Origin of the sequence: Neorhizobium sp. 2083, from assembly GCF_031455615.1 — a bacterium.
Lineage (GTDB): Bacteria > Pseudomonadota > Alphaproteobacteria > Rhizobiales > Rhizobiaceae > Neorhizobium.
The window spans coordinates 43,771-68,169 of sequence record NZ_JAVDTC010000001.1 but is presented as its reverse complement, the minus strand read 5'-3'; the positions used below and the strand labels follow the sequence as shown (position 1 = coordinate 68,169).

General features: G+C 62.5%; 19 protein-coding genes. 8 read left to right on the top strand and 11 right to left on the bottom strand.

Features of this window, described 5'->3' with window-relative positions; all coding sequences use genetic code 11:
- Positions 1-78: 78 nt before the first annotated feature.
- The 4 genes from proS to dnaE all read left to right on the top strand — a co-directional run bounded on the left by proS (position 79) and on the right by dnaE (position 8,119).
- Complete coding sequence (proS, locus tag J2X76_RS00350; RefSeq protein ID WP_310211873.1) at positions 79-1,404, top strand: proline--tRNA ligase; 1,326 nt, start codon at positions 79-81, stop codon at positions 1,402-1,404.
- Between the two features lie 65 nt (positions 1,405-1,469).
- A complete protein-coding gene (locus J2X76_RS00345; RefSeq protein ID WP_113285866.1) occupies positions 1,470-2,777 on the top strand; it encodes a lipoprotein-releasing ABC transporter permease subunit in 1,308 nt (435 codons plus the stop codon).
- A gap of 15 nt (positions 2,778-2,792) precedes the next feature.
- A complete protein-coding gene (locus J2X76_RS00340; protein WP_113131568.1) occupies positions 2,793-3,476 on the top strand; it encodes an ABC transporter ATP-binding protein in 684 nt (227 codons plus the stop codon).
- Positions 3,477-4,621: 1,145 nt separating this feature from the next.
- Complete coding sequence (dnaE, locus tag J2X76_RS00335; protein ID WP_310211869.1) at positions 4,622-8,119, top strand: DNA polymerase III subunit alpha; 3,498 nt, start codon at positions 4,622-4,624, stop codon at positions 8,117-8,119.
- Positions 8,120-8,125: 6 nt separating this feature from the next.
- Here the strand turns inward: dnaE and J2X76_RS00330 are convergent, their stop codons facing one another.
- Both J2X76_RS00330 and J2X76_RS00325 read right to left on the bottom strand, forming a co-directional pair.
- The gene (locus J2X76_RS00330) at positions 8,126-9,511 is read right to left on the bottom strand and encodes a L,D-transpeptidase (protein ID WP_310211866.1); all 1,386 of its coding nucleotides are present in this window, start codon (positions 9,509-9,511) and stop codon (positions 8,126-8,128) included.
- Positions 9,512-9,619: 108 nt separating this feature from the next.
- Entirely contained in the window at positions 9,620-10,912 is a 1,293-nt protein-coding gene (locus tag J2X76_RS00325; protein WP_310211864.1) for a DNA polymerase IV, read from the bottom strand.
- A 77-nt stretch (positions 10,913-10,989) separates the two neighbouring features.
- Between J2X76_RS00325 and J2X76_RS00320 the strand changes: the two genes are divergently transcribed.
- The gene (locus J2X76_RS00320; RefSeq protein WP_310211860.1) at positions 10,990-11,571 is read left to right on the top strand and encodes a GNAT family N-acetyltransferase; all 582 of its coding nucleotides are present in this window, start codon (positions 10,990-10,992) and stop codon (positions 11,569-11,571) included.
- Between the two features lie 3 nt (positions 11,572-11,574).
- On the opposite strand, the gene J2X76_RS00315 is transcribed toward J2X76_RS00320, so the two are convergent.
- Both J2X76_RS00315 and J2X76_RS00310 read right to left on the bottom strand, forming a co-directional pair.
- Positions 11,575-12,225 carry a hypothetical protein gene (locus J2X76_RS00315; RefSeq protein ID WP_310211857.1) on the bottom strand — a complete coding sequence of 217 codons (651 nt, stop codon included), beginning with the start codon at positions 12,223-12,225 and terminating at the stop codon, positions 11,575-11,577.
- Position 12,226: 1 nt separating this feature from the next.
- Entirely contained in the window at positions 12,227-12,535 is a 309-nt protein-coding gene (locus J2X76_RS00310; protein ID WP_310211854.1) for a DUF3572 domain-containing protein, read from the bottom strand.
- A gap of 132 nt (positions 12,536-12,667) precedes the next feature.
- On the opposite strand from J2X76_RS00310, the gene J2X76_RS00305 reads away from it, so the two are divergent.
- Positions 12,668-13,039, top strand: coding sequence for a response regulator (locus tag J2X76_RS00305; protein WP_007765577.1), 372 nt, complete (start codon positions 12,668-12,670; stop codon positions 13,037-13,039).
- A 16-nt stretch (positions 13,040-13,055) separates the two neighbouring features.
- Entirely contained in the window at positions 13,056-14,426 is a 1,371-nt protein-coding gene (locus J2X76_RS00300) for a PleD family two-component system response regulator (RefSeq protein WP_113130370.1), read from the top strand.
- Between the two features lie 775 nt (positions 14,427-15,201).
- On the opposite strand, the gene rpmG is transcribed toward J2X76_RS00300, so the two are convergent.
- The 6 genes from rpmG to topA all read right to left on the bottom strand — a co-directional run bounded on the left by rpmG (position 15,202) and on the right by topA (position 22,817).
- Positions 15,202-15,369, bottom strand: a complete 168-nt coding sequence (gene rpmG / locus J2X76_RS00295) for a 50S ribosomal protein L33 (RefSeq protein WP_003547442.1) — start codon at positions 15,367-15,369, stop codon at positions 15,202-15,204.
- A 91-nt stretch (positions 15,370-15,460) separates the two neighbouring features.
- Positions 15,461-16,645, bottom strand: a complete 1,185-nt coding sequence (locus tag J2X76_RS00290) for an MFS transporter (protein ID WP_310211845.1) — start codon at positions 16,643-16,645, stop codon at positions 15,461-15,463.
- Positions 16,646-16,655: 10 nt separating this feature from the next.
- Positions 16,656-17,339 carry an NUDIX hydrolase gene (locus J2X76_RS00285; protein ID WP_405029957.1) on the bottom strand — a complete coding sequence of 228 codons (684 nt, stop codon included), beginning with the start codon at positions 17,337-17,339 and terminating at the stop codon, positions 16,656-16,658.
- A complete protein-coding gene (locus J2X76_RS00280) occupies positions 17,336-17,788 on the bottom strand; it encodes a DUF983 domain-containing protein (protein ID WP_113285873.1) in 453 nt (150 codons plus the stop codon). The genes J2X76_RS00285 and J2X76_RS00280 overlap by 4 nt, the downstream gene beginning before the upstream one ends.
- 2 nt (positions 17,789-17,790) lie before the next feature.
- Entirely contained in the window at positions 17,791-20,091 is a 2,301-nt protein-coding gene (gene rnr, locus J2X76_RS00275; RefSeq protein WP_310214639.1) for a ribonuclease R, read from the bottom strand.
- A 50-nt stretch (positions 20,092-20,141) separates the two neighbouring features.
- The gene (gene topA / locus J2X76_RS00270) at positions 20,142-22,817 is read right to left on the bottom strand and encodes a type I DNA topoisomerase (RefSeq protein WP_113130375.1); all 2,676 of its coding nucleotides are present in this window, start codon (positions 22,815-22,817) and stop codon (positions 20,142-20,144) included.
- A 246-nt stretch (positions 22,818-23,063) separates the two neighbouring features.
- Between topA and J2X76_RS00265 the strand changes: the two genes are divergently transcribed.
- On the top strand, positions 23,064-23,270 hold the full coding sequence (locus tag J2X76_RS00265; protein WP_113130420.1) for a hypothetical protein: 207 nt from the start codon (positions 23,064-23,066) through the stop codon (positions 23,268-23,270).
- Here J2X76_RS00265 and dprA read toward each other — a convergent pair.
- The gene (gene dprA / locus J2X76_RS00260) at positions 23,250-24,392 is read right to left on the bottom strand and encodes a DNA-processing protein DprA (protein ID WP_310211841.1); all 1,143 of its coding nucleotides are present in this window, start codon (positions 24,390-24,392) and stop codon (positions 23,250-23,252) included. The genes J2X76_RS00265 and dprA overlap by 21 nt on opposite strands.
- Positions 24,393-24,399 lie beyond the last annotated feature (7 nt).

Here is a 24,399-nt window from a genome sequence, read left to right as displayed (position 1 = left end):
ATGTACCCTCGCAATATTGTTGAAGAAAGCGGCCGATTCCTCACCTGACGGATAGGCCTGACAACCTCGGAAATCGCGATGCGCCTGTCCCGCTATTTTATGCCCATCCTGAAGGAAAACCCCAAGGAAGCGGAAATCGTGTCCCACCGGCTTATGCTGCGTGCCGGCATGATCCGCCAGCAGAGCCAGGGCATCTATTCCTGGCTGCCGCTTGGCAAGCGCGTGCTCGACAAGGTCAACGCGATCATCCGCGAGGAACAGAACCGCGCCGGCGCCATCGAGGTGCTGATGCCGACGCTGCAGTCGGCCGAGCTCTGGCAGGAAAGCGGCCGCTACGACGCCTATGGCAAGGAAATGCTGCGCATCAAGGACCGCCAGGAGCGGCCGATGCTCTACGGCCCCACCAACGAGGAAATGATCACGGACATCTTCCGGTCCTATGTCAAATCCTACAAGAACCTGCCGCTCAACCTCTATCACATCCAACTGAAGTTCCGCGACGAGATCCGTCCGCGCTTCGGCACCATGCGCTCGCGCGAATTCCTGATGAAGGACGCCTATTCCTTCGACCTGACCAAGGACGCGGCCGAACATTCCTATCGCAAGATGTTCACCGCCTATCTGCGCACCTTCTCCAGGCTCGGGCTTCGCGCCATCCCGATGCGCGCCGATACCGGCCCGATCGGCGGCAACCTGTCCCACGAATTCATCATCCTGGCCGATACCGGCGAGTCGGAGGTTTTTTCCCACAAGGATTTCGTCAACTTCGACATCCCCAGCACGGACACCAATTTCGATGACGTCGCGGCCATGCAGGCGGTCTTCGACAAGTGGACCTCCGTCTACGCCGCGACCTCGGAAATGCACGACGAGGACGCATTCAACGCCATTCCCGAGACCGATCGTCTTTCCGCCCGCGGCATCGAGGTCGGCCACATCTTCTATTTCGGCACCAAATATTCCGAGCCGATGGGCGCCAAGGTGCAGGGACCGGACGGCAAGGAACACGCTGTCCACATGGGTTCTTACGGCATCGGCCCGACACGCCTTGTTCCCGCCATCATCGAAGCATCGCATGACGACAACGGAATCATCTGGCCGGCATCGGTCGCGCCGTTCGACGTCGTGGTGATCAACATGAAGCCCGGCGACGAAGCCTGCGACCGTATCTGCGAAACGCTCTATGGCGGTCTCGCAACGGTCGGCAAGGACGTGCTCTACGACGACACGGACGAGCGCGCCGGCACCAAGTTCGCGACCGCCGACCTGATCGGCGTGCCGGTCCAGGTGATTGTCGGACCCCGCTCCGCCGCGTCAGGCGAAGTGGAGGTCAAGGACCGCAAGACCGGCGAGCGCGAAACGCTGACCGTCGAAGCGGCCATGAACAGGCTCGCCGGCCTATAAACCGGCATGGCCGGTGAACGATGAAGTGGCGGCTCGTCCGCCGACGGCAGGTTTGAGGAAACGGCATGGCGAGCGTGGCGGCGAATGGTGAAGCGGACAAGGCGGACGGATCCCGTTCGGCCGGTCCTTTCTCGGCCTTCGAGCGGATGGTCGCCTGGCGTTACCTGCGCTCGCGCCGCCGCGAGGCCTTCATCTCCGTCATCGCCGGGTTTTCCTTCATCGGCATCATGCTCGGCGTTGCGACGCTGATTATCGTCATGGCCGTCATGAACGGTTTCCGCACCGAGCTCATCTCGCGGATACTCGGCATCAACGGCCACATGATCGTCCAGCCGATCGACGGGCCGCTCACCGATTACGCCGAGCTCACCCAGAAATTCTCGGCCGTGCCGGGCGTCAAGATGGCGCTGCCGCTGGTCGAGGGCCAGACGCTGGCATCGGGCCGCGGCGGTGCGGGCTCCGGCGCGCTGGTGCGCGGCGTACGCCCCGAAGACCTCGAAAAGCTGTCCGAAGTGGCCGGCAACATCAAGTCCGGCGACATGGTTGGTTTTGCCTCGGGGCAGGGCGTTCTGGTCGGCTCGAGGCTCGCGGGCCAGCTCGGCCTGTCCGCCGGCGACCAGATCACCCTGATTTCGCCGGAAGGCGACGTCACGCCGATGGGCGTCAATCCGCGCGTCAAATCCTATCCCGTTTCGGGGATTTTCGAGATCGGCATGTCGGAATACGACGCGACGATCATCTATATGCCGCTCGAGGAATCGCAGCTCTATTTCAATGCCGAAGGCCTCGTCCAGTCGATCGAGCTGTTCATCGACAATCCCGACAATGTCGACGCGCTGCGTCCGCAGGTCGAAGCTGCGGCCGGAAGGCAGATCTTCATCACCGACTGGCGCCAGCGCAACCAGACCTTCTTCTCGGCGCTTCAGGTGGAGCGCAACGTCATGTTCATGATCCTGACGCTAATCGTGCTGGTGGCGGCGCTCAACATCATCTCGGGCCTGATCATGCTGGTGAAGGACAAGGGCAGCGATATCGCCATCCTGCGCACCATGGGCGCCGGGTCGGGCGCGATCATGCGCATCTTCTTCATGACCGGGGCTGCGATCGGCATCGTCGGAACGTTCGCGGGCGTGCTGCTCGGCGTGGTTGTCTGTCTCAATGTCGAATCGATCCGCCAGTTCTTCTCCTGGGTTTCGGGCACCATCCTTTTCGATCCGGAGCTCTATTTCCTCAGCCAACTGCCGGCGGAGATGAGCTTTGGCGAGACCTTCTCGGTGGTCATGATGGCACTCGTCCTCTCCTTCATCGCGACTATCTTCCCGGCATGGCGGGCCTCCCGGCTCGATCCTGTCCAGGCCCTTCGGTACGAATAGGACTTGGCATACTTCATGGCACGCAAAACCGTCTTGCAGCTCTCTGGCGTCGAACGTCACTATGGCCAGGGCGAGACCACGCTTTCGATCCTGAAGGGGGCCGATTTCGAGTTGAGGAGCGGCGAGATCGTCGCGCTGGTCGCCCCCTCCGGCACCGGCAAATCGACCCTCCTGCATCTCGCCGGCCTGCTCGAACATCCCGACGCCGGCGAAGTCTTTCTGAGCGGACATGCCTGCAACGGCCTTCCCGATTCCGAACGGACCGCGATGCGCCGCAATCAGATCGGTTTCGTCTACCAGTTCCATCATCTCCTGCCGGAGTTTTCCGCGGTCGAGAACATCATGATGCCGCAGCTGATCGCCGGCCTGTCCAAGGCGGAGGCGAAGGAGCGCGCCGGCCAGCTTCTGGAATATATGCGCATCGGCCACCGCGCCGAACACCGCCCCTCGGAACTCTCCGGCGGCGAGCAGCAGCGCGTGGCGATCGCCCGCGCCGTCGCCAACGCCCCGCGCGTCCTCCTCGCCGACGAACCGACCGGCAATCTCGACCCGAAGACCGCCTCCTACGTGTTCGACGCGCTGGAGGCCCTGGTGCGTCAGTCGGGCCTTGCCGCGCTGATCGCCACCCACAATCACGATCTCGCCGCCCGCATGGACCGTCGCGTCACGATCGAGGGCGGCAAGGTCGTCGAGATGTAAAGGCCCGGGCGCTTCGCTCCCGATGTTCGTAACCCGTTCTGGACGAGCAGGACATATCCCGCCCGCAGCCGGTGATCGAGGCAGACCGGCGCTGCGTCTCTCTTCTCCCCGTCAAAACGGGGAGAAGGTGCCGGCAGGCGGATGAGGGGCCAAGGCGAGGGGCAAGCCCTTCCGCGGGGACGGTATCAAACGCCCCCCGCAACCTTTTCAGCGGCTTGCCCCAATTCACGTCCTCCCTCATCCCCGCATTCCCGACCCGTGCCTATAATCCCCCCGTTCCGTCGCGGATACACCGCAAGGCGTTGCGGCGAGGCGGAACCGGCGCGGGTCATGGGGAAACGACGTAAGTCCTCATGATCCGGGTTCGCGGAAAATGGTCTCCCTCCGGCGACACGGGGAGAGATGGAGGCAAACGGACCGAGCCTTCGTCTCTTGATGCCCGAAACAGCGCGCCGGGCGTGCCTGTGCGGCACACAGGGTGGTCGACCGGATGGTTTTGCCGGATTTTTATAAGTCCGACCGATCCCATCGGAGAAGCCGGCGGAGAGCCATGGAAGCCTTGCCGATAAGTCCTCGGGTTAAACCCGAGGATTCGGACGGGCGCCATGGGTCATACGAACACCGTCCGGAAAGGCCACGGCAGAGGGACCGAAGTCGCGGATATCAACCGCCGAACGGGGCGCTGAGAGGTGTCACCTATAAATTAACTTACGAGGCAGCTTTCAGCGCCCCGTCCGAACAGGCAAAGCCCGGATTGGTTATCCAAGTCCGGATGTGTCGGCATGCGTCGAAATTCCCAAATTAACATCCTGTTTACCAGGCGAGGGAGGATATCGCGATATGTTTGTTTCCGGTCTGTTCTTTTGTTGACTCTCAAACAAAATGAGAACAAACTAAAAACATAAGAGAACACGGGAGACGACGATGACTGACCTGCTTCGTGACATTGCCGCATTCGCTTCGATTGCCACCTTCGTGGCGAGCCTTTCCATGATCATGATGGCCATGTGATCCCGGATCGGATCAGTCCCTCGGCCGAAAGGCGTTGAGGAGGGAAATCCGAACTGGACTCTGAAGGCCCTGCGCCGGACAATAGCCTGATTCATGAGATGGTTCCCGCTTCATCAAACGGGTAAGGCGCAGGCATGGCAGACATAGTGGACGTAAAATCGGGATCGGAAGAGCTGGGGAGCAGCCCTCAATTCGTTCACCTTCGCGTCCATTCCGCCTTTTCGCTTCTTGAAGGCGCTTTGCCGCTCAAGAAGATCCTCTCGAAGGCGATCGCGGACAATCAGCCCGCGATCGCGATAACCGACACCAACAATCTCTTCGTTGCGCTGGAATTCGCCCAGAAGGCGATCGGCGACGGCCTGCAACCGATCATCGGCTGCCAGCTCTCGATCGATATGGAAGACCAATCCGACGAGCGGCGTAACAATCACCAGCAAATGGCAAAGCTGCCGGCTATCGTGGTGCTGGCGGCGAATGCTATCGGTTACGAACGGCTGGTGGACCTGATAAGCCGCGCTTATCTCGGCGGAGAGGGGCACCAGACGACCCATATCTGCCGTTCCTGGCTGGAAGAGGGCGGTACCGAAGGCCTGATCGCGCTGACCGGGGCGAGCACCGGTCCGGTCGACATGGTCCTGAAGGAAGGCAATGCGACGCTTGCCGAGGCAAGGCTCCTGAAGCTGAGGGAAATCTTCGGCGACCGGCTTTATGTCGAACTGCAGCGCCACGGCGCCTATGACCGGCGTCACGAGCAGAAAATGGTGACGCTGGCCTACGACCACGACCTGCCGCTGGTGGCGACGAACGAGGCGTTCTTTCCGTCGAAGGCGGATTACGATGCCCATGACGCGCTGATGGCTGTAGCCCATAACGCGATCGTCTCGGACGACAGCCGCTTCCGCTTGACGCCGGACCATTATCTGAAAAGCCGGGCCGAGATGGCGAAGCTGTTTTCCGATCTTCCGGAGGCGCTCGAAAACACGGTGGAGATCGCCCGGCGCTGCTCCTTCGTCCTGAAGACCCGCAATCCGATCCTGCCGCGCTTCACCGGCGCGACCGACGACGCCGCGGAGGCGGAGCGGGCCGAGGCCGCCGAGTTGCGCCGCCAATCGGTCGAAGGTCTCGAAGAGCGCATCGCGACGCTCGGCATGACGCGCGGCTATACCGAGCAGGATTACCGCGAGCGGCTCGATTTCGAGCTCAGCGTCATCGAGAAGATGAAGTTCCCGGGCTACTTCCTGATCGTTGCCGATTTCATCAAATGGGCCAAGCAGCAGGGCATCCCGGTCGGCCCGGGCCGTGGCTCGGGCGCGGGCTCGCTGGTCGCCTACGCGCTGACCATTACCGACGTCGATCCGCTGCGTTTCTCGCTGCTGTTCGAACGTTTCCTCAATCCTGACCGCGTCTCGATGCCCGACTTCGACATCGACTTCTGCCAGGATCGCCGCGAAGAGGTGATCCGCTACGTGCAGCAGAAATACGGCCGCGAACAGGTGGCGCAGATCATCACCTTCGGTTCGCTCCAGGCGCGCGCAGCACTGCGCGACGTCGGCCGCGTGCTCGAAATGCCCTATGGCCAGGTCGACAAGATCTGCAAGCTGGTGCCCAACAACCCGGCCAATCCGACCCCGCTGTCGAAGGCGATCGAGGAAGAACCGAAGCTGCAGGAGGAGGCCGACAAGGAGCCGGTCGTCGCCCGCCTGCTGGATATCGCCCAGAAGATCGAGGGCCTTTACCGCCACGCCTCGACCCACGCCGCCGGCATCGTGATCGGCGACCGGCCGCTCTCGAAGCTGGTGCCGATGTACCGGGACCCGCGCTCCGACATGCCGGTCACCCAGTTCAACATGAAATGGGTAGAGCAGGCGGGCCTGGTGAAGTTCGACTTCCTCGGCCTGAAGACGCTGACGGTGCTGAAGACCGCGGTCGATTTCTGCCGCAAGCGCGGCATCGAGGTCGATCTGGCCAAGATCCCGCTCGACGATCAGAAGACCTACGAAATGCTCTCGCGCGGCGAGACGGTCGGCGTGTTCCAGGTGGAAAGTGCCGGCATGCGCAAGGCGCTGATCGGCATGCGGCCGGACTGCATCGAGGACATTATCGCGCTGGTCGCCCTTTATCGTCCGGGCCCGATGGAGAACATCCCGACCTACAACGCCCGCAAGCACGGCGAGGAGGAGATCGAGTCGATCCATCCGATGATCGACCATCTGCTCAAGGAAACCCAGGGGGTTATCGTCTACCAGGAGCAGGTCATGCAGATCGCCCAGGTGCTCTCGGGCTATTCGCTCGGCGAGGCCGACCTGCTGCGCCGCGCCATGGGCAAGAAGATCAAGGCGGAGATGGACCAGCAGAGCGAGCGCTTTGTCTCCGGCGCCATCAAGAACGGCGTCTCCAAGCCGCAGGCCAACAATATCTTCGAACTGCTCGCCAAGTTCGCCAATTATGGCTTCAACAAATCGCACGCCGCGGCCTACGCCATCGTCTCCTACCAGACGGCCTTCATGAAGGCGCATTACCCGGTCGAGTTCCTCGCCGCGTCGATGACCTACGATATGTCGAACAGCGAGAAGCTGAACGATTTCCGGCAGGATGCGGGCCGGCTCGGCATCGCCGTCATTCCGCCGTCGGTGCAGACATCGTTCCGGCATTTCGAGACCGGCGACAACAAGATTTATTATGCGCTGGCCGCCATCAAGGGTGTCGGCGAATCGGCGGTCGATCACATCACGGACGTGCGCGGCGACGTGCCGTTCGCGAGCATCGAGGATTTCTGCCTCCGGATCGATCCCAAGCAGGTCAATCGCCGCGTCATGGAAAGCCTGATTTCGGCGGGCGCCTTCGATTGTTTCGGCCGCGACCGCGCCGAGCTGAGCGGCGGCCTCGACCGCATCATCGGTTATGCGCAGCGCGCGCAAGGGGAAAAGGTCAGCGGCCAGCACGACATGTTCGGCTCGTCCTCGGCCTCCGGGCCGGAAACGCTGATCTTCCCGCCGTTTACCCCGTGGATGCCGTCCGAAAAGCTGATGCGCGAATACCAGGTGCTCGGCTTCTATCTCTCCGCCCATCCGCTCGACGCCTATACGAACGTGCTCGCCAAGATGCGCGTCCAGAATTTCGCGGATTTTTCCGCCGCCGTGAAACAGGGCGCCACCGCCGGCCGGCTGGCCGGAACGGTGACCGGCCGCCAGGAGCGCAAGACCCGCACCGGCAACAAGATGGGCATCGTCACCTTCTCGGATGCGACCGCTCAGTTCGAGGCGGTGCTGTTCTCGGAAGGGCTGGCCCAATATCGGGACCTGCTCGAACCCGGCAAGTCGCTGGTCATCACCGTGCAGGCGGAAGAGCGGCCGGAAGGCATCGGTTTGCGCATCCAGACCGCGCAGTCGCTCGAGGAAAAGTCGGTGCAGATGCAGAAGGCATTGCGCGTCTTCGTGCGCGATTCAGGCCCGCTGCGCACGGTCGCGCGGCATCTGAATGCAAGGGGAGACGGGCTTGTCTCCTTCGTGGTCATCAAGGATGACGGCAAGCGGGAGATCGAGGTGGAGCTGACGGAAAAATACCGCATCTCGCCGGAAATCGCCGCGGCGCTCAGGACCGCGCCGGGCGTTCTCGATGTCGAACTGGTCTGACGGTTCTCAGTAGAGACCGTAGGCGCGCGGCTTGGCGTCCGTCCGCCGCTGGCTGACGGGCTGCGGCTTGACGATCGACGACTTGTCGACGGAGGCCTGGGCTTCCGCGACCCGCTGCACAGGCTGGGTGATGGTGATGAAATCCGTGCCGTTGCCGGTATCGGGGCCGATCCCCTGGTCGTTGATCGTAAGAGACGAGCCGTCGCTGATCAGCGTCTCGATCCGGTCGCGAATCTCGGCCGGGATCTCGATGCGGGCAAGCGCCCTTGCGGCGGCGCCGGGCGCGTAGGGGTCGTCGGCGACCGTGATTCCGAGCCGCTGCTTCACCGCGGCGCTCAGCCCGTTCGGCACGGTGACGGCATGCCATTCGGCCGTCTCCTCATTGCGTTCGACCTTGTCGACGCTGAAGAAATGCGTGCCAAGCGCCACTTCCGGGTTCTTGATGCCGACCGGCGCTTCGAAAATAGGCTGGAAGTTCTGGCGCACCATGATCTGGCCCATCGGCGGGCGCGGCTGGCCTGCGGTCTCATAAAGCGCCTCGAGGAATTCCGGCGTCACCAGCGCGCCCTTGGGCGAAAGGTTCTTCCAGCGCTTGAAGCCGGCAATCGCGCTGCGGGTCATCGGGCCCGCGAACCCGTCGCCACCGCCGGTGTCGAAACCGAGCTGCTGCAGCAGAATCTGCGCATCCATCAGCGTTTCGCGGTCGCCGCGCCGGGTGATGAGGATGCGAAGCGGTGCGGCGTCCTCGGCCGTCGCCGCGGCCGGCTTGGTCACCGTCGGCGAGGCATCGGTGGTCGGATGGACGATCGAAGGATTGTTCGGGACGACATTCATCGCCACTTCGACCGGCTTGGAGCTGCTGACGATCGACGAGGTTCTGAGCTGCACATCGGACAGCAGCGGCCCGGTCGGCAGCGGCTTTCGCGGCAGGAACAGGCTGGCGCTCTCGATCCGCTGCGGCATGACCGGCGCATCGGTGATCAGCACATGCGCGCCGCGCTCGGTCATCTGGAAGAGCGATTTGGCGAAGGCGCCAGGCATGCGCACGCAGCCATGCGAGGCCGGATAGTTCGGCACGCTGTTGGATTCGTGCAGCGCGATACCCGACCAGGTCAGGCGCTGCATCCACGGCATGGGCGCGTTCGAATAGAGGTTGGATTCGTGATATTTCTGCTTTTCGAGGATCGAAAAGATGCCGCTCGGGGTCGAATGGCCTTCCTTGCCGGTCGAAACCTTCGATGTGGTGACGACCGTTTCGCCGTCATAGACGGTGAGCGACTGCTTGTCCTTGGAAACGATGATCTGCAGCGTGCGGGCACCTTCCGCAAAAGCCGCAGGCGACAGCATGGTCGCAGACAAAAGACTTAACCCGAATACCAGGCGACGCAACATGACCGACCCCATACGCAATACAAGACGCTCATATTAGCGCATGAGGTTTAAGGAAGGTTATCCGTGACGCGAGTAGTTTTAACGTCATGGTTAATAACGGATCACATTTCATTGATCCCGGCGGCGGCTGCCGAAAGTATATCCGGTCTCGACCGCGGCCTTGCCGAACTTGTCGCGCAGCTTGTCCATCGCCGCCTCCGCAGCCGCCCGGCGGCCGGCCTGGTGGTCAACGAGATCGGGTGGATCGGCAAGCGTCGGATCGCCGAGATCGGTAACGCCGATGCCGAGCAGGCGGAATTTGGTGCCGTCGGTCTCGCGCTCCATCAGCGACAGGCCGGTCCTGAAAATGCGGTCGGCCAGCTGGGTCGGGTCCTCCAGCCGCTTGTTGCGGGTCCGGCTCTTGAAGTCGGCGGTCTTCAGCTTGAGGACGACGGTCTGTCCGGCAATACCGTGCTTCTTCAGCCGCGCCGAGACCTTTTCCGAAAGCCGGCGCAGGATCGGCACGAGGTCGTCATAGCGCGAAATGTCGTCGAAGAAGGTGGTCTCGGCCGAAACGCTTTTCGCCGCCTCGTTCGGATGCACCTCGCGGTCGTCGATGCCGCGCGAGAGGCGATAGAGCCGCTGGCCCATCGTGCCGTAGCGGCGCATCAGGTCGGCTTCCTGCATTGTCTGGAGCTGGCCGATGGTGCGGATGCCGTCCGCCTCCAGCGTTGCGTTGAACGCCTTGCCGACGCCCCAGATCGTGGTGACCGGCCGGGCCGCCAGGAATTCCAGCGCCTCTTCCTGCCCGATCACCGAAAAGCCGCGCGGCTTCTGCAGGTCGGAGGCGACCTTGGCGAGGAATTTGCAATAGGAGAGGCCGACCGAAATGCTGATGCCGATCTCGTCCTGCACTCGCTTGGCGAATTTCGCGAGGATGCGCGCCGGCGGGGCGTGGTGCAGCCGCTCGGTGCCGGCGAGTTCGAGAAAGGCCTCGTCGATCGACAGCGGCTGCACCAGCGGCGTCAGATCGTGCATCATGGCGCGCACCTGCCGCCCGACGCCCACATATTTCTCCATGTTCGGCGGGATCACGATCGCGTCCGGGCAGAGTTCGAGCGCCTTGAACATCGGCATGGCCGAACGCACGCCATTGATGCGGGCGATATAACAAGCGGTCGAGACGACGCCGCGTTTGCCGCCGCCGATGATGACCGGCTTGGCGGCAAGATCCGGATTGTCGCGTTTTTCGATCGTCGCATAGAAGGCGTCGCAATCGATATGCGCCAGCGTCAGGCCATAGAGCTCCTTGTGATAGACGAGGCGCGGGCTGCCGCAGGCGCGGCAACGGCGCACTTCCGCCTTCTGCTCCGCAAGGCAGTCGCGACAGAAGCCGGGTGTCTTGTCAGGCGTAGGCGTCATGGCGGAGAACAAAGATTGAACGCGGCGACGTTAAGGCCTAAGCTCGTGAGTCACAAGGGAGAGCGTAGAGGTTTGGCGTGGATATCGATCTTCGTTTCGAGCCTGTGACGGCGGAGCGTTGGGAGGATTTCGAAATGCTTTTCGGTCCTCAGGGTGCCTTTTATCACTGTTGGTGCGTCGCATTGCGTCTGCCGCATGCGGTTCGCACAAAGATGCTGCCGCAGGAGCGCAAGGACCATATTCACAGCCGTATAACCGCCGGTCCGCCGCCCGGCATTCTGGCTTATTCGGAGGGCGAGCCGGTCGCGTGGGTGCAGGTCGGGCCGCGCCACGACGTGCCACAATTCAACTCTCCGCGCACCGTTTCGCGCCCCTTGGAGCAGGCCGATGCGGCCGATCCCACGGTCTGGGCGGTCAGCTGTTTTTTCCTGAAGCCGAAGCTCAGGGGCAGGGGACTGAGCCACCGCCTGCTGTCCGGCGCAGTTGAATATGCTCGGCATATGGGAGCGCGGTTCGTCGATGCCTGTCCGATCGATCATGTGAAGCAGTCGAAATCGGTGACGCTGTGCATCGGCTCGACGGCGATCTTCGATGCGGCGGGCTTCGACGTGGTGGAGCGCCGCAAGGACGGACGGCCGCTGATGCGGCTGGAACTTTAGATGTCAGGCCGCTTCGGGCCGGATATGGCCGCGGATCAGCTCGGCGGCATGGGCCCAGTCCGTTGCCCGGGCGATGCCTTCGGCGGGTTTCGGCGCCAGCAGATGCAGCGGCGAGTCGGGCATCATGTGGAGGAGGAGGCATTCGGCGAGATGATCCCGCACCGAATGAAGGTTATGCGCCATGTCGTCGATGAAGACGGTGGGCAGGGGGCGCCCGGCATGCAGGCGCTGCATGATCGGTCCCTTCGGCTCCTCGCTGGCGATCATCGGGAAGGTGAGGCCGATCCGGTCGAGAAGCCGGCGGCGGTGCTCCCGGTAGCGCGGCGGCATGGCGGTGAGGAACACGACATCGGCATCCTTCGACAGCGTTTCGAGTGTCTGGACGACGAGGTCGGTGGGGATTTGCCAGTTCTCCTGAGCCTCGAAGAAAGCCTCGATCAGCCGGCGCACTTCCGTCGGCTCGAGTGCGATATGGGTCTCGGTGGAGACGATATTGCCGGTGAGCCGGAAGGAGCGCGGCAGCAGCTCATGGCCTTCGCCGCGCAAAAAATCCTGGAAAGGGGCCGCGAAATGCAGCACCACGTCGTCGACGTCGCAGACGACGAGCGGCCGGTCGCCGAGTCGCACATGGGAAAGGTCGAGAATCTCGGTCATCTCAATAGTCGCCGGAATCGGGCCCGGGTCCCGAATAGTGGTGCCAGGCGGCCGCCACGGTTTCCGGCTTTGTGCCCGTCGCCTCGCAGAAGGCCAGCAGCGTCGGTTCATGACCCATCAGGAAATCGATCATGCCGGCGAGAAAGCCCGGATCGTTTACCGCGTTGCGCAGCTGGTTGGGCTGGACGCCCGAAAGTGCGAGGAAACGGCCAAGCATGTCCGGCTCATTGGCGAGCCATCCGAGAATGGCGCCGGCCGTCTCTTCCGCCTGGGTTCCGCTGTTTCGAGTATTGTCGGGATCGCGCCGCATTGTCTGCCGAGTTACCTCTTTTTCAACCAAATGGCTCTACCGTGCCTGATAGGCGCTCTGTGGAATCGGCCGTTCCGGGAGCTTATATACTGAAGGCACTCATGCAAGCCGGGATTTAAGGAACGGATCGCCATGCCCAAACGGGTCATGATCGTCGAGGACAACGAGCTGAACATGAAGCTCTTCCGCGACCTGATCGAAGCATCGGGATACGATACCATCCAGACCCGCAACGGTATGGAAGCGCTTGATCTTGCACGCAAACATCGCCCCGACCTGATTTTGATGGATATCCAGCTGCCCGAGGTTTCGGGTCTGGAAGTCACCAAATGGCTGAAGGAAGACGATGAATTGCATGTCATTCCGGTGATCGCGGTGACCGCCTTTGCCATGAAGGGCGACGAGGAGCGCATCCGCCAGGGTGGTTGCGAAGCCTATGTCTCGAAACCCATCTCGGTGCCGAAATTCATCGAGACGATAAAGACATATCTCGGCGACGCATGAGAACGGGACGGACTTCATGACGGCGCGCATACTGGTAGTCGACGATATTCCGGCAAACGTGAAGCTGCTTGAAGCCAGGCTTCTGGCCGAATATTTCGACGTCCTGACGGCCGACGACGGCTACAAGGCGCTTTCGATCTGCGACAGCACCCATGTCGACCTGATCCTGCTCGATATCATGATGCCCGGAATCGACGGTTTCGAAGTCTGCGAGCGGCTGAAGGCCAATCCGCGCACCGCCCATATCCCCGTCGTCATGGTCACCGCGCTCGACCAGCCGTCCGATCGCGTCCGCGGATTGAAGGCCGGCGCCGACGATTTCCTGACCAAGCCGGTCAACGACCTGCAGCTGATTTCGCGCGTGAAAAGCCTGGTGCGGCTGAAGACGCTGAGCGACGAGCTGCGCATTCGCGCCGATACCGCCAACAATATCGCGCTGGAAGACATGCTGAAAGGCGCCGACGGCCGCGACGAGATGGCCCAGGTTCTGCTCGTGGATGGCCGCGCAAGCTCGCAGGAGCGTATCATCAAGGCGCTGAAGCCGGTCGCCGGCGTCATCGCCATGTCCGATCCGCAGGCGGCCCTTTTCGAAGCGGCGGAGAACCCGGTCGATCTGGTGATCGTCAATGCCAATTTCGACGACTACGATCCGTTGAGGCTGTGCTCGCAGCTTCGTTCGCTGGAGCGCACCCGCTTCCTGCCGCTGCTGCTGGTCACCGAAATGGGCGCCGACGACCTGATCGTCCGGGCGCTTGACCTCGGTGTCAACGACTATATCGTCCGGCCGATCGACCCGAACGAACTGGTGGCCCGCGTGCTGACCCAGATCAAGCGCAAGCGCTACAACGACCGACTGCGCATGAGTGTGCGCCAGACGATCGAGCTTGCCGTTACCGACGGCCTGACCGGCCTCAACAACCGGCGTTATCTCGACAATCACCTCAAGGTGCTGTTCAACCGCGCTGCCGCACGCTCGCGGCCGCTGTCCGTCTGCATCACCGATATCGACCGCTTCAAATCGGTCAACGATACCTACGGTCATGATGCCGGCGACGAGGTGCTGAAGGAGTTCGCGGCCCGCGTCCGCTCGACTGTGAGGGGAGCCGATCTCGCCTGCCGTTACGGCGGCGAGGAATTCGTGGTCGTCATGCCCGATACCGACGCGATGTCGGCCGCTGCGATTGCCGAGAGGCTTCGCAGCATCATCGAGAACCAGCCGTTCCATTTGAAGACGGCGGGCATCATGCTCAACATCACCGCATCGCTCGGGATCGCCTGCAACACCCATGGCGCCGAAACCCCGGAGCAATTGATAAAGCAGGCCGACCGCGCCCTTTATGAAGCGAAGAACGGCGGACGCAATCGCGTGGTTGCAGCCGCCGCGTAGAGAATCAGAAAATTCTAAATTGCGCGAATTGGCGGCCTGCAATGCAGGGGTGCTGTGGAAAAACCTCTGGAGCACCGGGTTTGTCTGAGGCGGAACCCAATTTTTTGTAGGTGCGAATTAATTGAAGAATTTCATGAACAGGGATCGGTTAATCCTGTTGCTGCGGCGCATCCAAGAAATTTCGAATGTATCCGCGGCGGGCATCAGGCCAGTCAATCGAGAATAGCTGTCGAATTGGCTTTCATGTTTTTGCATGGCTGGCAAGATAAACAATGTTCCTCAAAGAGGTTGTTGAATTGGCAGCAAATTTCCAAGGGTTTGATTGCTTGTAATCCTATAAAGCATCCGGAATGACCTTGGGATTATGTCGAAGAATTTAAGCAGAATGCGAATAGCGGACGCGAATTTTAACCAACAACAGTGACTGACCCGGTATCAGATTAAGAATCTGTTGATTTTCTTTTCGTTTTGAGCAATTTTGACCGCAACACAGACAGTGTACCCGAAAGGGACGCCGATACCCCATGATGCTCAGGTCCGCCGCATCTCCTGGGTCGTGGGGTCGGTCGACTGGCAGGCATACCAAAGCGGTTCCTCGTGCCGTGATTGCAGGCTGGTCGACCCCCAATTGAAAGCGCCGTTCCAGGCCTCTGGAGCGGCGCTTTTCCGTTTCTACGCAGCCTGATCCACTCTGGATCACATGCCGGAGAGAAACCAAAAGAAAAGGCGCCTAGCCGATCGGCTGGCGCCCTTCGACAAACCGTAGGATCAAGTCTTACTTGATCTTGGTTTCCTTGAACTCGACATGCTTCTTGGCGACCGGGTCATACTTGGTCTTGGTCATCTTGTCGGTCATCGTGCGGCTGTTCTTCGTGGTGACGTAGAAGAAACCGGTGTCAGCCGTCGACAGCAGCTTGATCTTGATGGTCGTAGCTTTCGCCATGGTGTTCTGCCTCTAAGAAAAAATGAAGCCGCGGACGCGGGTAGGGTCCACGGCAAAATCTGGCGCGAAATTACAAATCGCGCCCGAAAAGTCAACTCCGTTTTGATCGGAAAAGCATCCGGCAGAGGGAAACCAGCACATAGAAGCCGAAGAATCCCGCCAATGCCCAGGCAAAACCGTCATTGCCGGCAATATCGATGGCCGCGCCGATGCCCTGCGGACCGGCCACGGTGCCGACCGCGTAACAGAAGATGAAGGCCGCATTGGCGGCGGCAAGGTCGGGGCCGCTGAGTCTCGCACCGAGATGCGCCAGGCCGACCGTATAGAGGCCGGAGACGCAGCCGCCCCAGAAGAACAGGATCACCGCCATCAGGATCCAGTTCTGGATGAGGAAGGGCAGTGCCAGCGATCCGAGCACGCCGAGCACCGCCATGGTGGTCAGCAGCGGCCGGCGGTCCTTCAGCTTGTCGGAATAGAGGCCGAGCGGGATCTGGAAGGCCATGTTGCCTATCCCCATCACCGTCAGCAGCACGGCGGCCTGCGATTCCGTCAGCTGCTCGCGAAGCGCATAGATCGGGAACAGCGACAGTCCGCCCGCCGACACGGCGCCGAAGGCGAAGACTGCGGCGGTGGCGGTCGGCACCAGGAATATATAGTGGAAGAAATGGCGCTCCGGCTTGGTGTCCAGCACGGGGCTCTCATGGCGGGCGACGAAGGTCGGGATAATCGCCAGCATGATGATCGCGGCACCCACCAGGAAGGGCAGGACGCCGTCGCTGCCGAGCGCGGAGAAGAGCAGGGGACCGGTCGCGAAGCCGATGGCGAGCACCGTGGCATAGATGCCGAGGACGAGCCCGCGACGCCGTGGCGGGGCCGCCTCGTTGATCCAGAATTCCGACAGGATGAACAGCGTCGTCGTCGCGCCGTGGAAGGTGAAGCGCAGCGGGAACCACATCCAGAAGGCATCCGCGTAATAAAAGCCGATGGCGCTGATGGCCGCGACGACCACCGCGAACATCATGGTCCGCGCCACGCCGTAGTCATGGGCGATCTTGGTGGTGATCGGCGCCGCGACCATCGAGGCGACGCCGGCCATGGCGGCGTTGAGGCCGATCAGGGTGGACGAGATTCCGCGCTTTTCAAGAATGATGCTGAGGAGCGGCAGGCCGAGACCGATGGCAATGCCCACGGCACTGATGGCGGATATGGCGGCGATCAGCGACGGCCAGTGGATCTTCTCGACATGGCCGTTGGCGTCTGTCGTCGGCTGAGGCATTCAATGTTCCTTACAGTCGGCTGCGGACGAATCGTCCATGACGCATGAAGTAGAAGGAAACCGGGCTTCCAAACGGTAAAGACGGATCGGATGCCATCAGGTTTTTCACGTCCTCCATAACCGCCTGGGTGATGCGCGGGAGTTTCAGACCCGAAAGCTCGGCAATGTCAAGCCAGCGCACGTCCTGAAGTTCGTCGGAGTCGCCAAGACGCGCCATGTCGAAGAGAGTTTCGTCGGTAAACGCGAGAAAGAAACGCGTGTCGTAGCGTCGGACATTGCCGGGCGGCGTGATGGCGCGGGCGACATAGCGCAGGCGGGAGAGATCGGCGTTGCCGCCGCCAAGCCCGGTCTCCTCGTGGAGTTCCCTGAGGGCCGCGAGCGCCAGTGCCCGGGCCCGGGCCGAGGTCATGCGGGCCGTGGTGCCGGCGGTGAGTTTTTCGAGAACCAGCCGGTCGAGGTCGGCGCTGAAGGGAAGGGCGTGGTCGCGGGCATCGCGCCTGCCGCCGGGAAACACGTAGACGTCGGGCATGAAGACATGACCGCTGCCGCGCCGGCCCATCAGCACCCGCGGGCTGCCGCCAGAACGGTCGATCAGGATCAGCGAAGCCGCATCCTTGGGCGTCACGCCGGCGACGCGCGCATGCTTCGGCGTATCCATTGCAAACGGAGCATGTTCCTCGGCGGAGGATGTCATGCGATCGGTCCGCCCCGGCCGGGATCGACCGCCTCGTCCTCGGTGCCGCCGAAGCCATGCATCTTCAGGGCCCACTGGAACCCGATGACGCCGCCCTTGATCGGCTGGATGGTCAAGATCGCCGCGAGGACCGCCAACGGCACCCAGATCGCCAGATGCACCCAGGGAGAAACCCGCAGCGTCATGTCGGTCAGCATGTAGCCGGTCATCAGCACATGGCCGACGACGACGATGACGAGATAGGCCGGCAGGTCGTCGGCGCGGTGGTGGGAGATTTCCTCGCCGCAGACGGCGCAGGTATCGACCGGTTTCAGGAAGGCCCGGAACAGGCGGCCGGTGCCGCAGGCAGGACAGGTGGAGAGCAAGCCCCGCTTGATGGATCGCCCCAGCGGCCTTTCGGCCTCCTGAGCTCCACCATATCGGACGGTCCGTTCGACCTGTTTCTGCATTCCTATCTCCTTCGTCCGCCCCGCGGAGGCCGCGTGCCGGGTTGTGCCCGGCCGCGCCGCCCCGATTTGTGGAAGGAGCGGGTCGCGGTCGGCAGTTTCTTGCCCTCGCTCAGCATTTCGAACTGCAGCGCACCGGCAAGCGGGATCGCCTGCTTCAGCCGCACATCGACCGTATCGCCGAGCTGGTAGCCGAGACCGGTCTTCTCTCCCGACAGTGCCTGATGCGCCTCGTCGTAGATGAAGTAGTCGTTGCCGAGCGTGGATATAGGTATGAATCCGTCAGCGCCATAGGTCGGAAGCGAGACAAATAGTCCCGCCTTGGTGACGCCGGAGATGCGGCCGACGAATTCCTCACCGATGCGCTCCGAAAGATGATGAGCGATCAGCCGGTTGATCGTGTCGCGCTCGGCAGCCATCGCGCGGCGCTCGAAGGTCGAGATTTCTGCGGCGATATCGTCGAGCTGCGCTTCTTCGTCGGGCTTGATGCCGCCTTCGCCGAGGCCGAGCGATCCGACCAGCGCGCGGTGCACGATCAGGTCCGCATAACGGCGGATCGGCGAGGTGAAATGCGCGTATTTCATCAGGTTGAGGCCGAAATGGCCGATGTTCTCGGGGCTGTAGATCGCCTGGCTCTGCGAGCGCAGCACCATCTCGTTGACCATCACCTGGTGCGGCGTGTCTTCGGCCTTGGCGAGGATGCCGTTGAAGGAATTGGCGCGCATCTGGCCGCCCTTGGCCATCGGGATGCCCAAAGTCGCGAGGAACTCGCGCAGCGTCTCCTGCTTGGCGAGCGACGGCGCGTCGTGGACGCGGTAGATCAGCATCTGCCGCTTCTTCTCCAGCGTCTCGGCGGCGGCGACGTTCGCCTGGATCATCATCTCCTCGATGAGCTTGTGCGCATCGAGCCGCTCCGGCACGAACACCCGGTCGACGGTGCCGTCGGGCTTCAGCAGGATCTTGCGCTCAGGCATGTCGAGCTCGAGCGGCTGGCGGCGGTCACGGCCGCGTTTCATCACGCCATAGGCGTGCCACAGCGGCTTGAGGATCGGATCGAGCAGCGGCCCGGTCTTGTCGTCCGGCTTGCCGTCGATCGCCGCCTGGGCTTGGTTGTAGGAGAGCTTGGCGGCGCTCTTCATCATGATCCGGTGGAAGGTATGGCCCGCCTTGCGGCCTTCCTTCGAAAACACCATGCGCACGGCAAGCGCCGGCCGGTCTTCGCCTTCGCGCAGCGAGCAGAGATCGTTGGAGATGCGCTCCGGCAGCATCGGCACGACGCGGTCGGGAAAATAGACCGAATTGCCACGCTTCAGCGCCTCGCGGTCGAGCGCCGAACCGCTGCGGATGTACCAGGAGACGTCGGCGATCGCGACGGTGACGATGACCCCATCCGGATTGTCGGGCGAGGGATCGAGCTCCGCATAGACCGCGTCGTCATGATCCTTGGCATCGGCCGGGTCGATGGTGATCAGCGGCAGCGAGCGCCAGTCTTCGCGATGGGCCATCGAGGCCGGCTTCGCCGCCTCGGCCTCGTCCAGAACCTGTTTCGGGAAGATATGCGGAATGCCGTGCGAATAGATGGCGATCATCGAGATCGCCTTTTCCGAACCGACCGATCCGACGACCGACAGAACCCGGGCGCGCGGCAGGCCGAAGCGGCCGGAGCGGACGACTTCCGTCTCGACCAGGTCGCCGTCCTTCGCATCGGCGATATCGGCGGGCTCGATCACCATTTCCTCGCCGCGCCGGTCGATCGGCAGCAGGCGCAACTCGCCGTCGTTCAGTTTGTGCACGACGCCGAGCGAGGCGCCGCGGCGCTTGTCGATGATCTTGATGACGCGGGCGGTATAGGCTGGGCCGCTGCGGTCCTTGTTGGGGAAGATTTTTGCCAGCACCCGGTCGTTGAGCCCGGCGGCGGGCGCCTTGCCCTTGCCGCGATTGTCCGACGACTGGCGGATCAGCACGGCAGGCGCCGCGCCCAGTTCTTCGGGCCATTCGGCCGGCCGGCCGATCAATTCGCCGTCCTTGTCGCGGGTGGTGATGTCGAGCACCGTGACCGGCGGCAAAGCGTCAGGCCGGGTGAGCGACTTGCGGCTTTTCTTGAGCAGGCCTTCCTCTTCAAGCGTCCGCAGCAGGTCCTTCAGTTCGACACGGGTGTCGCCCTTGAGGCCGAACGCCTTGGCGATCTCGCGCTTCGAACCCTTGTCGGGATTGTCGGCGATGAATTCGAGCAGAACGTCGCGCGGCGGCACGGCACCATGGATGATCACCGGCTTCCCCGTGGGGGAAGCGGCGTTGCCTCGGATGGCTTTGTCGGGGCGTTTTCCCTGATGTCTCGATCTGTCGCGCGGTTCTCTCACGTTCCCGTCTTCTTCGCCTTCGGTGCGGCCTTCTTTGCCGGAGCCTTGGCCTTGGTGGCCGTTTTGGCTTTCGGTGCCGCCTTCTTGGTGTCGGTCGCTGCCTTGGCGGCGGCCTTCTTCGGCTTCGCCTTGGCCGACGGCGCCTTGCCGCCCTTTTCGATGATGAAGGCCATCGCCTGTTCCATCGTCACCGATTGCGGGTCGAGCCCCTTCGGCAGCGTCGCGTTGACCTTGCCCCAGTTGACGTAAGGGCCGTATTTGCCGTCGCGCACCGTGATCGCGCCGCCGTCCGGATGGTCGCCGAGTTCCTTCAGCGCAGCGGGCGTGCCGCGGCTGCGGCCGCCGCCGGCCGCTACCTTGCTCTGCTTTTCGGCGAGCACGGTGACGGCGCGGTTGAGGCCGATCGAGAACACGTCCTCGATGCTTTCCAGATTGGCATAGGTGCCGTCATGCAGCAGGAACGGCCCATAACGGCCGAGCCCGGCCGAGATCATCTTGGCCGATTCCGGGTGCTTGCCGACATCGCGCGGCAGGTTGATGAGCGCCAGCGCCTTTTCGTGGTCGATATCCTCGGGCTTCCAGCCTTTCGGCAGCGACGAACGCTTGGCCTCCTTGCCGTCGCCGCGCTGGATATAGGGTCCGAACCGGCCCGAACGCAGCGTCAGTTCCTCGCCCGTATGCGGGTCCGCGCCGAGCGCCTTCGGTTCGTTGAGGCCGTTCGCCTCCGCCTCCGCGCCGCCTTCGGACGACAGCTGGCGGGTATAGTTGCAGTCCGGGTAGTTCGAGCAGCCGACGAAGGCGCCGTATTTGCCGAGCTTCAGCGACAGGTTGCCGGTGCCGCAGACCTGGCAGATGCGCGGATCGCTGCCGTCCTCCCGCTTCGGGAAGACCAGCGGCGCCAGCGTTTCGTTCAGCGCATCCAGCACGTTGGTGACGCGCAGTTCCTTGGTGTCCTCGATCTGGGCGAAGAAATCCTGCCAGAATTCGCGCAGCACCTGCTTCCAGTCGAGTTCGCCGGCCGAGATCTTGTCGAGCTTTTCTTCCAGATCGGCGGTGAAGTCGTATTCCACGTATTTGGTGAAGAAGCTTTCCAGGAAGGCGGTCACCAGACGGCCCTTGGAATGCGGCACCAGCTTGCGCTTGTCCATCACGATATATTCGCGGTCGCTCAGCGTCTTCAGCGTCGCGGCATAGGTGGAGGGGCGGCCGATGCCGAGCTCTTCCATCTTCTTGATCAGCGAGGCTTCCGAATAACGCGGCGGCGGCTCGGTGAAGTGCTGGCTGGCATTGACCTTTTGTCTGTCGAGCTTTTCGCGGGCGTTGATCTCGGGCAGGCGGCCGTCTTCGTCGTCATCCTCGCTCTTTTCTCCCTCCTCGCGGCTGTCCATATAGGCACCGAGGAAGCCGTCGAAACGGATGACCGAGCCGACGGCGCGCAGGCCGGCCTTCTCGCCCTTGTTGTCGGCGAGGATGTCGACCGTGGTGCGCTCGATTTCGGCCGATGCCATCTGGCTGGCAATGCCGCGCTTCCAGATCAGTTCGTAGAGACGGGCCTGGTCGGCATCGAGGTAACGGCGCACCTGATCCGGCGTACGGTTGAAATCGGTCGGCCGGATCGCTTCGTGGGCTTCCTGGGCGTTCTTCGCCTTGGTGGAATAGAAGCGCGGCTTTTCCGGCAGGTAGCGCTGCCCGAACTGGCCGACGATGGCGCTGCGGGCGGCATCGATCGCTTCGGGTGCCATCTGCACGCCGTCGGTACGCATATAGGTGATGAGACCGACGGTCTCGCCGCCGATATCGACGCCTTCGTAGAGCTTCTGCGCCACCTGCATGGTGCGCGAGGCGTTGAATCCGATATTTGACGACGCCGCCTGCTGCAGCGTCGAGGTGGTGAAGGGCGGGCCGGGATTGCGCTTGACGGGCTTTGCCTCGACCGTCTCGACCAGATAGGTCGCGCCGTCGAGCAGCGCCTTCAGGCGGTTGGCTTCCTCGCCGTTCTTGATTGCGCGGTTCTGCAGCCGCTTGCCGTCTGCCGATACGAGGCGCGCCTCGAACTCGTCGCCGCGCGGGGTACGCAGGAGCGCCGACAGGTTCCAGTATTCTTCCGAGACGAAACGCTCGATCTCCGATTCGCGGTCGCAGACGAGCCTCAGCGCGACCGATTGCACGCGGCCGGCCGAACGGGCGCCCGGCAGCTTGCGCCACAGGACAGGCGACAGGTTGAAGCCGACGAGGTAATCGAGCGCGCGGCGAGCGAGATAGGCGTCGACCAGCGGCACGTCGATGTCGCGGGGGCTCGCCATGGCATCGAGTACGGCCTTCTTGGTGATGGCGTTGAAGACGACGCGCTTGACCGGCTTGTCGCCGAGGACCTTCTTCTTCTTCAGGAGATCCAGCACGTGCCAGGAAATGGCTTCACCCTCGCGATCCGGGTCGGTCGCGAGAAACAGGCCGTCCGAGCCTTTTACGGCATCGGCAATGTCCTTCATGCGCTTCTGCGACGCGGTATCGACCTCCCAGGACATTTCAAAATCCTGGTCGGGAAGCACCGAGCCGTCCTTGGCCGGAAGATCGCGCACATGGCCGAAAGAGGCGAGAACCTTGTAGCCGGAGCCGAGATACTTGTTGATTGTCTTGGCCTTGGCAGGAGATTCTACAACGACAACATTCATTTTGCTTCTCTGCAATAGAGGCTTGGCCCGGAACCATTACGGTCCAGGCGAAAATCTGACCTCCCGACATGGAGGGCGTTTGCCTCGCGGTCAAGGGGCGTCTGTCAAATTATACGGTACAACGCGATGCAACCCTTGGAAGATTTACAATTGGTTGCAATCTTAAATAAATGCTGTATGGTCCCCCGCATACCTCTGGGTGAATTTATTTGGACCGGTGACCGGCTTTTTTTGACAGGACAGGATATGGTTTCTCGCAATGAGGTGGACAGTCGGCGTGAGGAAGATCCCAGGGAAAATATTGCTTATATAAGGCAGATGCTTGGAGAACTCCGGCAGGTCGCCCTGGGGGAGGGCGCGGACATGCTGTGCTATCTCATCGAGATGGCCTATGTGGAGGCCGGAGACGTGCAGGCCGGCCGGCGTCCCCGCTCAGTCTTCCATCGCCAGTGAGACAAGGCCGCCGGCATGCCGATGCAACCGGCCGGCGAGATCGAGTTCCAGGAGGATGAGATAGACGGAGGAGGCGGGCAGTCCCGTATGCCGGATGATGTCGTCGATATCGACCGGTGTCGGCCCGAGGGCCGAGATGAGGATCGCGCGCTCGTCGTCATTGGGTGGCAAAATGTCGCCTGTCTTATCCGGCTCCTCGATCACCGACCCGGCGAAGAGGTCAAGCTGCGAGAGCGGCGCCAAGGCTTCGATGACGTCGGCCGAGCCGGTCGTCACGATCGCTCCCTGTTTCAGGAGCCCGTTCGTGCCGTGGCAGCGCGGATCGAGCGGCGAGCCGGGAACTGCAAAGACGAGCCTGCCGAAATCGGTCGCGAGCCTCGCCGTGATCAGCGAACCCGAGCGCTCTGCCGCCTCCACCACCACAAGCCCGAGCGAAATGCCGGATATCAACCTGTTGCGACGGGGAAAGTCCCGCGCCCGCGGCTCCCAGCCGAACGGCATTTCACTGACGGCAAGCCCGGCGCCCTCGGTAATCTCCTCCAGAAGCGTGATGTTTTCCGGCGGATAGGGCTGGTCGAGCCCGCCGGCGAGCACCGCGATCGTGCCCGTCTCCAGGCTGGCGCGATGGGCCGATGTATCGATGCCGCGCGCAAGACCCGACGTCACCGTATAACCGGCCCGGCCGCAATCGCGCGCAATCATCGCTGCGAACTTGGCGCCTGATATCGAAGCGTTGCGCGACCCGACGACGCCGACCGACGGGCGTGTCGCGGCCGAAAGATCACCTTTGGCGGCAAGAAGCGGCGGGGCGCCCTCGATCTGGCGCAGGGCCGGCGGATAATCCGGCTCGCCGATGCCGATGAACCGCGCGCCATGGCGATGGGCTGCTTCCAGTTCCCGCTCTGCTTCCTGAACGCTGGCGATGCGGATCGCCCGCGTTGCCCCGCCGCGAGCGGAGAGTTCCGGCAGCATGGCAAGCGCGTTTTCCGCCGAGCCGCAATGATTGATGAGGTCTCTGAAGGTGGCGGGGCCGACATTGTCGGAACGGATCAGCCTCAGCCAGGCGATCCTTTGCCTCTCCGTCAGCGCAATTCCAACTCGCCTTGCGCTGCCATCCGGCATTGTTTTC